Here is an 11164-nt window from a genome sequence, read left to right as displayed (position 1 = left end):
CAAATGACTGTTTTTCGGTCAGCGGTACTCGTCCTCCAGGTGCACGACCTTGGTCTGCTCCAGGGCGTCCCACTCGGGGACCTCGACCGACCGCGGGAGCGCCGGTTCCTCCTCGTCGGCGTCGTCGACCGCGGCGGGGTCGGCAACCGTCGCCTGCTCGGCGGCGTCGCCCTCCGGCGCCTCCAGGTCGAGCTCGTCCTCCAGGTACTTCATGTGACTCCCCCTCCAGCTCGCGGCCACTCCCTCATGCTGCCGGGTCCCCCGCTCGACCGCGCGTAAACGGGCGCTCAGGTATCGGGGCGATTTCCGTCGCGGACGGTGACTGCGGAATACTGCCTGCTGGAGGACAGCGCGGTCCTGCCCTCTGCTGCCGTTTGAGATCAAGGAGCGCACCGATGCCCATCGCTTCCCCTGAGGTCTACGCCGAGATGCTCGACCGCGCCAAGGCAGGCGCGTTCGCGTACCCCGCGATCAACGTGACGTCCTCGCAGACGCTCAATGCGGCCCTGCAGGGCTTCGCGGAGGCGGGCAGCGACGGCATCGTCCAGGTATCCACCGGCGGCGCCGAGTACGCCTCCGGCCCCACGGTGAAGAACATGATCACCGGTGCCGTGGCCCTCGCCGAGTACGCGACCGAGGTGGCCAAGAACTACCCGGTCAACATCGCGCTGCACACCGACCACTGCCCGAAGAACAAGCTCGACTCGTACGTGCGCCCGCTGCTCGCGCTCTCCAAGGAGCGGGTCGCGAACGGCCGGGCGCCGCTGTTCCAGTCGCACATGTGGGACGGCTCCGCCGTGCCGCTCGAGGAGAACCTGCAGATCGCCGAGGAGCTTCTCGCCCTGTCCGCCGCCGCGCACATCATCCTCGAGATCGAGGTCGGCGTGGTCGGTGGCGAGGAGGACGGCGTCAGCGCCGCGATCGACGACAAGCTGTACTCGACGGTCGAGGACGGCCTCGCCACGGCCGCCGCGCTGGGCCTGGGCGAGAAGGGCCGCTACATGACGGCCCTGACCTTCGGCAACGTGCACGGCGTCTACAAGCCCGGCAACGTCAAGCTGCGCCCGGAGATCCTCAAGGAGATCCAGGAGGCGGTCGGCGCGAAGTACGGCAAGGAGAAGCCGTTCGACCTGGTCTTCCACGGCGGTTCCGGCTCGCTGCTCTCGGAGATCCACGGCGCCCTGGACTACGGCGTCGTCAAGATGAACATCGACACCGACACGCAGTACGCGTTCACCCGCCCGGTCGCGGACCACATGTTCCGCAACTACGACGGCGTGCTGAAGATCGACGGCGAGGTCGGCAACAAGAAGCAGTACGACCCGCGCGCCTGGGGCAAGCTGGCCGAGGACGGTCTGGCCAAGCGCGTCGTGGAGGCGTGCGAGCACCTGCGTTCGGCGGGTACCACCCTCAAGAAGTAACTCACCGGTAACGGCCGGTCCCCGGACGTGGGGGCCGGCCGTTCTTGTGTTGCGGCACTACGCAGAGGCATGGGTACGATCGTCGTCTTGTCCCGGACGAGGGCGGTGATCATGCTCGGCATCGGGGGGTACGATCCCGTTTGGCATCACGACGCCGAGGCCCTTGCCGCCGTACACAGAGCGCGGTTTTCCCGGCTCATCGGTCGTGAGCTCGTCGCCGGATGGCTGATGTGGGACCTCTCCGAGCGCGGCTGGTTCGCGGACGGGCCGGTGATACTCGGCTTCGGTGAAACCAATGTCGAAATTACTCACCGTAAGTTCGACGAATGCGCCATCACCTGGGACCAGGTGGACATGAGTGCGCCCATCGAGTGGTACGCGACGGGCATCCAGCTCGACTGGCGCGCGGATCCGCACGCCGCCCTGCGCAACGCCCGCGGCAAGGCGCTGCGCGAGGTCAACATCGTCGAACGGACCACCGTCGCCGAGTGGCGTCCCCGGGTACTGCACGCGGTCGAGTTCCTCTTCGACGGTGCGAGACTGGCGGTCTTCAACGCCATGGACGAGAACGGCCTGACCGACGTCCCGGAGATGGACCTCCCGGTGAACAGCTGGCGCCGGGTGCGCGTCGCCTGATGGCCGGCTCGGGCCGTGCCAGCGTTCAGTCCCCGCCGCCGCCCCCGCCGCCGCCGCCCCCGCCGCCCCCGCCCCCGCCGCCCCCGTCGCCGTCGCCGGACCAGCCGCCGCCGTGGTCATGGTGCGAGTCGCCGCCGTCGTACGAGCCGATGACCGGATCGGTGCCGTAGGTGTTGCCCAGGAAGCGGTTGCTGCGCGAAGGGCGGCCGCGCCCGCTGTACCAGACCGCGAATCCGATCGCCGCCAGGAGCCCGAGAACGAAAAGGATCATCGCCATACCCGGCAGTGTGCGGCATGCCCGCCACCCGCCCGCGAGAGCCTTATGCGTCGTCGACGTTGAGAGCGCGGACCGCCTCGTCCAGGTCGTCGGTGACCAGGATCAGGTTCGACTGGTCGCCGTGCGGTGAGCGGGCCAGCAGGGGTCTGAGCAGGGCCTCGACCGGCAGTGCCGCCCAGTGGTCGACGCCGAGGAAGACGAATGCACCGGACGGGCCGTCGGTGCGGTAGAACGTCTTGGTCGCCGCCTGGAAGATCTCCTGTACGGTGCCCGCCCAGCCCGGTGCGAAGACGATGCCGCCGCGGGACAGGCGCAGGATCGAGTCCTCGCGGACCGCGTTCGAGAAGTACTTGCCGATCTGGCCCGCGAAGAGGTTCGCCGGCTCGTGTCCGTACAGCCAGGTCGGGAGCGCCAGACCGCCGTGGGTGAGGCGCCCGACCACATCGCCGACGACGGCGGGCGGCGCGGGGTAGGCCGCCCGCACCGCGAGCGCCGCCGCCGTGTACGGATCGTGGTCCAGGAAGTCCGGCGCGGGCGCGAGCCGGTCGATCGCCTCGGACAGCTCGCCGGCCGCGCGGGTGGCGAAGTAGGCACCCAGGTTGGCGGCCTCCATGACCCCCGGCCCGCCGCCGGTCACGATCAGGCGGCCGGCGCCGGCCAGGCGCCAGGCCAGCGTCGCGGCCATCCGGTACGCGTCCGAGCCGCGCGGTTCCGCGTGCCCGCCCATGATCCCGACCGCGCCGCGGGCGCCGTGCGCGTGCACCCAGGCCGCGAGGGCCTTGCCCAGCGCGTTGTCGATTCCGGCGTCGTGCAGGCGCTGCGCGATCGCCTCCCGCAGGTCGGGCGCCGCGCCGCCGTGCTCGAGAAAGTGCTCGTAGACGCAGGTGTCGTACATGCCGGCGAAGCCGTCCTGCGCGAAGCCGTAGGCGAGGTCCTCCGGCGTGTACAGATGCGCCGGATGGGTCGGGTACGGCCGGGCGTCGAACGGCGGCACCAGGTGCGCGCCGCGGCCGATCAGGGCGATCTCGACCTCGGGCGCGGCCAGCCGGCAGCCGACGAACAGGGTGCCCTGGACGTCGACGCCGGTGAAGTCGGGCGGGTCGAGGTCGAGCCGGAGCCCGAGCACGATCAGCCCGGCGAGTGACCGCTTGGCGAGGTGCACATTGAACTCGGCTCGGGACTCGACCTCGCCCGCCGTGCTGTCGAAGGGGATGTCGCCGCCGAAGACGGGCTGCAATGGATCACCGGGCATCACCGTAGGGTAGCCACCGTGGAAAAGGCCTCTGGTTCGCTGTTCGGGCTGGCGTACGGGGACTCGCTGGGCAAACCGACGGAGTTCCAGGACTACGCCACCATCGTCGCCGAGCACGGTCCGGCCGGGCCGCTCGCGCTGAGCGGTGATCCCGCGCTGGTCACCGACGACACGCAGATGATGCTCGCGGTCGGGGAAGCCCTGGTCGCGGCCGGGGATCCGACCCCGGAGAGCCTCGAGCCGGTGCTGCGGCAGGCGTTCCTCGACTGGGCGGTCAGCCCGGACAACAACCGCGCCCCCGGCATGACCTGCCTGCGCGCCTGCGGCGACCTCGCGGACGGCCGGCCCTGGCAGCAGGCGTCGCAGATTCATTCGAAGGGATGCGGCGCGAACATGCGCGTCACCCCGGTCGGCCTGATGCCCGGGCTCACCGACGAGCAGCGGGCGGGTGCCGCGCAACTGCAGGCCGGCCTCACCCACGGGCACGCGACCGGGCTGGCGGCCAGCGAGCTGACCGCCTTCGCCGTACGGTGGCTCGCCGACGGCCTCGCGCCGCGGGAGCTGCCGGCCCGGCTGCTCGCGCACTGCGCCGAGCAGCGTTCGGTCTATCACCACGACTGGCTCGGCGACCTGTGGCAGCGGCCGACGGTGCGCACGCCCGAGGAATTCATCGCGCGCGGCTGGGACGAGAGCGCGGCGGCCCTCGGCCGGGTCGCCGACGCGCTGCGCCGCGGCGACTTCACCGGAGATCCGTGCCTCGCCACCGGCGCCGGCTGGATCGCCGAGGAGGCCCTGGCCACGGCCCTGTACTGCTACCTGATCTCACCGGACGAGCCGGTCGCCGTCCTCGGCCGGGCTGCGGCCTCCTCCGGCGACTCCGACTCCATCGCCTGCCTGGCGGGCGGCTTCGCGGGCGCGTCGCTCGGCCTGGCCGCCTGGCCGCCGGCCTGGCGGGAGCGGATCGAGTACGCCGACCGCCTGCACGCCCTCGGCGCCGCGTGGGACTGAGGGGTGACCTCCGCGACCCGCGCCCGGACGCGCCGGGTCAGCGGGGTTGAATAGGGACATGCAGAACCTCCTTCCCGAGCCGCCGGCCACCCGCCTCCCCGCCGAGACCGAGGCCGACGCGGCCCTGGCAGCGGCGGCGAGCGCCGGCACCGACGACGCCTACAAGTCCGTCGCGGCCCGCTTCCCCGCGTACAGCGGCGGGTGGGCCGCGCTCGCCGCGAGCGCGCTGGCGGAGAAGCAGCCGGTGACGGCCTACGCGTACGCCCGCACCGGATACCACCGCGGCCTCGACGCGTTGCGCCGCAACGGCTGGAAGGGCCACGGCCCGGTGCCGTGGTCGCACGTGCCGAACCAGGGCTTCCTGCGCTGCCTGCACAGCCTGTCGCTGGCGGCCGCGGAGATCGGCGAGGCGGACGAGGCCGCGCGCTGCGCCCAGTTCCTCCGGGACAGCGACCCGGCGGCGGCGGACGCGCTCACCTGATCCACGCCTCAGGGGTGACGGAGAAGGGCCAGGCCGCTGCGTGCGGCCTGGCCCATGGTGTCGATGCGGGGGTTACAGGCCCTCGGCAACCGCTGCGGCGATCTTGAGCCAGGAGTCGCGGGTGCCGGCCGACAGCTGTCCGTAGCGCAGCGGCTCGCCCGAGTCGATCAGCTTCTCGTAGGGCGCGAGCAGCACCGCGCGGGTGCGGGCCGCGAAGTGGCGCTGGATGGCCGGCAGGTCGATGTCCTTGCGGGTCGGCGGCATCGTCACCACGCTCACGGCCTGGCGGACCAGCCGCTGCCGGCCGCTCTGCTCCAGATGGTCGAGCATGCGTGCCGCGGTCTCGGCCGAGTCGTTACGGGCCGACATCGTGATCACCAACTGGTCGGTGGCGTCCATCGCCGCCTGCCAGTTCTGCGCCCGGACGTTGTTGCCGGTGTCCACGAAGATCAGCTTGTAGAACCGGCTGACGATCTCCCGGATCTCCGCGAACGCGCTGGCCGTGAGCATCTCGCCGGCCGTCGCGGACTCGTCGGACGCCAGCACGTCGAACATGCCCTCGCCCTGCGCCCGCACGTATTGGCTCAGGTCGCCGACCCGGCCGTGCGAACCCCGGAACAGCTGGAGGTCACGCATCATGTCGCGGACCGTGCGGGCGTGGAAGTCCTGCTGCGCCCGCATGCCGAGGGTGCCCTGTGTCTCGTTGTTGTCCCAGGCCAGCACGTAGCCGCCGCGCTTCTGCCCGAAGGTCATCGCCAGCAGCAGCACGGCGACGGTCTTGCCGGCGCCGCCCTTCGGGTTGACCACGGTGACCTGCCGCAGCCCGCCGAAGTTGCGCCGGACCATCTCGACGTCCTGTTTGTACTCCTGCTCGCGCTTGCCCGGCGCCAGCCGGACCAGGCCCATCGTGCCCTTCTGCAGCATCGCCCGGGCGCCCATGGTCGCCGTCGGCTCGGCCGGCTTCGCCAGCCGGCGCCGGGCGAACTCCTCGGCGGTCGGCGTGCCGTCCGAGACCCACGGCAGCTGCTGGTACGGGTCGGCCGGCGGCGGCTGGAGCGGGGGCTGCTCGCCGGGGACCGGCGGCTGGACCTGCGGGTGCGGCCGTGCGGCCCGCGGGTCGACCGCGGGCGGGTAGGGGCCCGGCGGCATCGGCGCGGCCTGGCCGTTCGGCGCCCAGTGCGGTGCCTGGCCGGTCGGCCCGGGTGCCGCCTGACCCTGGTGGTGCGGCATGCCGGGGTGGCCATGCTGCGGCGGCACCGGTACGGGCGGTTGCGGGCCTGGCCGGGCGGCCTGCTGCGGCTGGGGCGCGCCCGGGCCGGGCTGGGCCGGTCCGGGGCGCGGGCCGCGCTGCTGTGGAACCGCCGGGCCGGCCTGGTTCTGGCCGACCTGGTTCTGGCTCTCCGGGTGCGCCGGCTGCGCGCCGTTCGCGCGCGGTCCCTCCGGGCCGACCGGGCCCGGGCGGTAGACCGCGCCCGGGTGTTGCGCGTCGGCGTTCTCGGGGCTCTGCCGCGGCGTCACCGCCGGGTAGTAGGCGGCGCCGAGGCCCGGCACGCTCGCGCTCGTCCCGGCCCGCGGCGTCGGCTCGGTGTTCTCCGGCCCGGTGTGCCGCTCGGCGGCCGGCGGAGCGGGTGCCGGCCGCTGCGGGGGCTGTGCCCACGGGGAGTCCGACGCGACGGTGGCATCCTCGCTCGCCGGCACGCCGCTGATCGGCGTGGCGGTCGTTCCGGCTCCCGAGACGGGTGAGGCATCCGGGCCGGCGATGGCCGCGGCATCGTCCGAAGTAGGTGGAACGGGAGAAACGGGTGCGGAACGGGAGAAATGGCCGGATTCGGCTGCTGTCGCCATCGGTCGCGGCGGAATGTTCGGCCATGGTTGGGCCGAACCGTCCGGACTCGCCGTCGGCTGCGGCCGCGGCGCCTGCGGCGTGGGCATCTGCTGGTGGTACACCGGCGGCGCCGGCTGCGGCGGCGCGGCCCGGTCCGTCGGCCGGTACACCGCGGGGTCACCCTGCTGTGGCGGAGACACCGGCGGGGCCGGCGGGAGCGGGAATGCCGGCGGCGCGTCCCGCGGCACCGGCCTGCCACCGTGCACCGGAGCGCTCAGCTCCTCCGGCGGCCAGAACGGCTCGACATCCCGGTCAGGTGGCGTACCGTTCGTGCCCGGGACGTAGACGCGGTCGGCGTTCTCGTCCTCCACGGATGCGACCTCCCCGTAAACAAAGACTCGTACCTGAATGCTGTTTCAGACTCGCACAGGCGGTCAGCCCGCGTACACCGCCCAGGCGCCCGGCTCGGTCCACCACGAGCGTTTGCGGCTCATCGTCCCGGCCACGCCGTCGTCGAGGAACTGCAGCTCACCGTCGCGGGGGAGGACCGAGACCGCTCGTCCGCGGGCACGGCGCACCTCTATGCGTACCCTCGGCTTCCTGAATCGTCGCTCGACGAGCACCGGGACCGCCACCGCGACCTCGACCCGGCCGTCGGTCGGGTCACCGTCGGTGAGCAGCGGCAGGCCGTCGAACTCGGCGTAGGCGCCGCCGTTGCCGATCGCGCACGCGACGATGCGGTCGGTGCCGTCGGAGAGCACGGCGTCGTCCACCTCGATGCGGCCGCGCCACGGCACGGCCGCGCCGCGGTCGTCCGCGCCGCCGACCAGCGCGCCGTCGATGGTGACCGACCCGCCGTCGTTGCGCAGCAGGTCGAGGCGCCGGACGGCGCCGCCGAGCACGGCCGCGGCGACCGCGGCCGGCTCGCGCGGCAGGCCCAGCTGCGCGGCGAGGTCGGTGGTGCTCGCCGGGTCGAGCGGCAGGATCGCGATCGGCGGCAGATCGGGCACCGTGCGGTCGTCGGCCAGGTCGGCCGGCCGTCTGCTGGGCGGCGGGGCGTACCGCCGGACCAGCCGCCGCATCACGGCGCGCAGCTGGCCGTCGGCCGCCGTCGCGACCACCAGCCGCACCTTGCTGTCGGCGTCGGGCCAGGACAGGCCGTCGGGGCGTTCGGCGGCGTCGAACCGCGCGATGACCGCGTCGATCTCCGCGTCGGAGGACGCGGTCACGGTCTCGACCCGCGCGCCGGCCTGGGTCAGCGCATCCGCGCACTTCAGTACCGGTACGCGCGGGGTGTCGCAGACCTGTGCCTCCGCGGGGCCGCAGCCGCCGCAGGCCGAGCCGCAGGCATCCGCGGCGGAGCCGCCGCCCTCGGCGAGGCTGAGCAGGATGACGTCGTACACGTCAGGCTCCGCTCAGCACCGAGTGCCGCTCGATGACTTCCTCGCGGCCCGGGCCGACGCCGACAACGGAGATCCGCGCGCCGATCCGCGCCTCGACGAACTCGACGAACCGCTGGGCGTTCTCCGGGAGATCGGCGAAGTCGCGGGCGCCGCTGATGTCCTTCTTCCAGCCCGGCAGCGTCTCGTAGATCGGCGTCGCGTGGTGGAAGTCGCTCTGGCTGTATGGCATCTCGTCGTGCCGCACGCCGTTGACGTCGTACGCGACGCAGACCGGGATCTCGTCCAGTCCGTCGTAATTATCCAGTTTGGTCAGGACGAAGTCGGTCACGCCGTTGATGCGCTGCGCGTACCGGCCCATGACCAGGTCGAGCCAGCCGATCCGGCGCGGGCGGCCGGTGGTCGTGCCGTACTCGTGGCCGACCCGCCGCAGGTAGTCGCCGACCTCGTCGTGCAACTCGGTCGGGAACGGCCCCTCGCCGACCCGGCTGGTGAACGCCTTCAGCACCGCGACCACCCGGTCGACCCGGGTCGGTGGGATGCCGGAGCCCGTGCAGGCGCCGCCGGCGGTCGCGTTCGAGCTGGTCACGAACGGGTAGGTGCCGTGGTCGACGTCGAGCAGCGTGGCCTGGCCGGCCTCGCAGAGCACGACCTTGCCGGCGTCGAGTGCCTGTGACAGCTCGAGGCCGGTGTCGGCGACCATGGGCCGCAGCCGCTCGGTGTACGACAGCAGGTCGGCGATGACCTCGTCGGGCTTGATCGCGCTGCGGTTGTAGATCTTCGAGAGCACCTGGTTCTTGAACGACAGGGCCGCCTCGACCTTCTGCCGCAGGATCGAGGAGTCGAAGAGGTCCTGCACGCGTACGCCGAGGCGGTTCATCTTGTCCGCGTAGGTCGGGCCGATGCCGCGGCCGGTCGTGCCGATCCGCCGCGCGCCCAGGTAGCGCTCGCTGACCTTGTCGAGGGTGCGGTTGTAGGACGCGATGACGTGCGCGTTGGCGCTGATTCGCAGCCGGGAGGTGTCGATGCCGCGGGCCTCGAGCCCGTCGATCTCCTGGAAGAGCACCGCGAGGTCGACCACGACGCCGTTGCCGATCACCGGCGTGACGCCGGGGGTGAGGATGCCGCTCGGGAGCAGGTGCAGGGCGTATTTCTCACCCTCGATGACGACGGTGTGGCCGGCGTTGTTACCGCCGTTGAACTTGACCACGTAGTCGATCCGGTCGCCCAGGAGGTCCGTGGCCTTGCCCTTGCCCTCGTCGCCCCACTGGGCGCCGACCAACACGATCACCGGCACTTGACTGACGCCTTCCGTTGAAACACGTCGTACACGGAGAGGCCCGGGTACTGCCGAAGTTTACGCGACCCCGCAGCTCACCGCCGTGAGGATCCCGACAGGCGGCACCCGGTTATCCACAGGCATGCGGCGAGTTATCCACAGGGGGTCATCCCTCGGTCGCAGCACGTTCACCGAGGCGGCGACCGACGGCCCGGATGCCTCAGGCCCGAGGCCGGGTTGAAAAGGTTCACTGTGGACCGGTGGACGACCGCGATCGTGATCGGCGGCGGGCCGTAGGATCTGCGGCGTGCGTGTACTTCTGATCGGATCCGGCGGCCGCGAGCACGCCCTTGCCGTCGGCCTGGCCGCGGACCCCTCGGTGGAGCAACTGACGGCCGCTCCGGGCAATCCGGGCATAGCCGCCGTCGCCACGTTGCGCGAGGTCAAGGCCGACGACCCGGCCGCGGTGGCGGCGCTCGCCGTCGAGCTCGCCGCCGACCTGGTGGTGATCGGCCCGGAGGCGCCGCTGGTGGCGGGCGTCGCCGACGCCGTGCGCGCCAAGGGCATCGCCTGCTTCGGCCCGAGCGCCGCGGCGGCCCGGCTCGAGGGCTCGAAGGCGTTCGCCAAGGACGTGATGGCGGCGGCGGGCGTGCCGACCGGCCGCTCCTACGCCTGCACCACCGCGGATCAGGCGTCGGCCGCGCTCGAGGAGTTCGGCCCGCCCTACGTGGTGAAGAACGACGGCCTCGCCGCGGGCAAGGGCGTCGTGGTGACCTCCGACCGCGCGGTCGCGCTGGAGCATGCGCTGGACTGCGGCCGGGTCGTCATCGAGGAGTTCCTGGACGGACCCGAGGTTTCGCTGTTCGTCGTGACCGACGGGACGGCCGCGGTGCCGCTGATGCCGGCGCAGGACTTCAAGCGGGTGGCCGACGACGACCAGGGGCCGAACACGGGCGGCATGGGTGCGTACGCGCCGCTGCCCTGGGCGCCGGCCGACCTGGTCGAGCGGGTGATGGCCGAGACCGTGATGCCGACGCTGGCCGAGATGCGCGGCCGGGGCACGCCGTTCGCCGGGCTGCTCTACGTGGGGCTGGCGCTGACCGGCAAGGGTCCCAAGGTGATCGAGTTCAACGCCCGCTTCGGCGACCCGGAGACCCAGGTGGTGCTGGCGCTGCTTGCCTCGCCGCTGGGCGGGCTGCTGCACGCGGCGGCGACGGGCACGCTGGCCGATCTCCCGCCGCTGCGCTGGCACGACGGCTCCGCGGTCACGGTGGTCGTGGCGAGCCACAACTACCCGGGCACGCCGCGCACGGGCGACGTCATCACCGGCGGTGAGCAGCCCGGCGTGATCCACGCGGGGACGGCCCGCCGGGCGGACGGCGCGCTGGTGTCGGCGGGTGGCCGGGTGCTCAGCGCGACGGCGACCGGGCCGGACCTGGCCGCCGCGCGCGCGGCGGCGTACGCCCTGGTGGACGGCATCACGCTGGAAGGCTCCCACCACCGCAGCGACATCGCCCTCGGCGCGGTGGAAGGCCGGATCAAGCTCTGAGAAACAGGAACGCCCCGCCGGGCCGCTCGGCCCGCC

Annotated in this window: 11 protein-coding genes; 5 read left to right on the top strand and 6 right to left on the bottom strand. The window is 72.6% G+C overall.

Going from position 1 to position 11164, the window contains the following annotated elements:
- Positions 1-18: 18 nt before the first annotated feature.
- Positions 19-213 carry a hypothetical protein gene (locus AB0B58_RS12540; protein ID WP_360222023.1) on the bottom strand — a complete coding sequence of 65 codons (195 nt, stop codon included), beginning with the start codon at positions 211-213 and terminating at the stop codon, positions 19-21.
- Positions 214-395: 182 nt separating this feature from the next.
- Here AB0B58_RS12540 and fbaA point away from each other — a divergent pair, with 182 nt between their 5' ends.
- A complete protein-coding gene (gene fbaA / locus AB0B58_RS12535; RefSeq protein ID WP_360222020.1) occupies positions 396-1421 on the top strand; it encodes a class II fructose-bisphosphate aldolase in 1026 nt (341 codons plus the stop codon).
- A gap of 111 nt (positions 1422-1532) precedes the next feature.
- A complete protein-coding gene (locus tag AB0B58_RS12530) occupies positions 1533-2057 on the top strand; it encodes a hypothetical protein (protein ID WP_360222696.1) in 525 nt (174 codons plus the stop codon).
- A gap of 25 nt (positions 2058-2082) precedes the next feature.
- Here AB0B58_RS12530 and AB0B58_RS12525 read toward each other — a convergent pair whose 3' ends face one another.
- Positions 2083-2334 (bottom strand): hypothetical protein, encoded by a 252-nt coding sequence (locus AB0B58_RS12525; RefSeq protein WP_360222017.1) that lies wholly within the window; start codon positions 2332-2334, stop codon positions 2083-2085.
- A gap of 43 nt (positions 2335-2377) precedes the next feature.
- Positions 2378-3586, bottom strand: coding sequence for a hypothetical protein (locus AB0B58_RS12520; protein WP_360222014.1), 1209 nt, complete (start codon positions 3584-3586; stop codon positions 2378-2380).
- 18 nt (positions 3587-3604) lie between these two features.
- Here AB0B58_RS12520 and AB0B58_RS12515 point away from each other — a divergent pair, with 18 nt between their 5' ends.
- Both AB0B58_RS12515 and AB0B58_RS12510 read left to right on the top strand, forming a co-directional pair.
- Complete coding sequence (locus AB0B58_RS12515) at positions 3605-4594, top strand: ADP-ribosylglycohydrolase family protein (RefSeq protein WP_360222011.1); 990 nt, start codon at positions 3605-3607, stop codon at positions 4592-4594.
- A gap of 58 nt (positions 4595-4652) precedes the next feature.
- Positions 4653-5075, top strand: a complete 423-nt coding sequence (locus AB0B58_RS12510; RefSeq protein WP_360222008.1) for a DUF3151 domain-containing protein — start codon at positions 4653-4655, stop codon at positions 5073-5075.
- A 72-nt stretch (positions 5076-5147) separates the two neighbouring features.
- Here AB0B58_RS12510 and AB0B58_RS12505 read toward each other — a convergent pair whose 3' ends face one another.
- From AB0B58_RS12505 to AB0B58_RS12495, 3 genes are all read right to left on the bottom strand, one after another.
- Positions 5148-7271 (bottom strand): chromosome partitioning protein, encoded by a 2124-nt coding sequence (locus AB0B58_RS12505; protein ID WP_360222005.1) that lies wholly within the window; start codon positions 7269-7271, stop codon positions 5148-5150.
- Between the two features lie 63 nt (positions 7272-7334).
- Positions 7335-8303: a hypothetical protein gene (locus AB0B58_RS12500; protein ID WP_360222002.1), complete on the bottom strand. Its 969-nt coding sequence runs from the start codon at positions 8301-8303 to the stop codon at positions 7335-7337.
- Between the two features lies 1 nt (position 8304).
- On the bottom strand, positions 8305-9597 hold the full coding sequence (locus AB0B58_RS12495; protein ID WP_360221999.1) for an adenylosuccinate synthase: 1293 nt from the start codon (positions 9595-9597) through the stop codon (positions 8305-8307).
- Positions 9598-9886: 289 nt separating this feature from the next.
- Between AB0B58_RS12495 and purD the strand changes: the two genes are divergently transcribed.
- Positions 9887-11128 (top strand): phosphoribosylamine--glycine ligase, encoded by a 1242-nt coding sequence (purD, locus tag AB0B58_RS12490; RefSeq protein WP_360221996.1) that lies wholly within the window; start codon positions 9887-9889, stop codon positions 11126-11128.
- The last annotated feature ends 36 nt before the right edge of the window (positions 11129-11164 follow it).

Origin of the sequence: Actinoplanes sp. NPDC049118 (genome assembly GCF_040648555.1) — a bacterium.
In the GTDB taxonomy this organism is placed as follows: Bacteria; Actinomycetota; Actinomycetes; order Mycobacteriales; family Micromonosporaceae; genus Actinoplanes.
The sequence above is the reverse complement of the archived record's forward strand: the minus strand, read 5'-3'. Positions and strand labels throughout refer to the sequence as shown.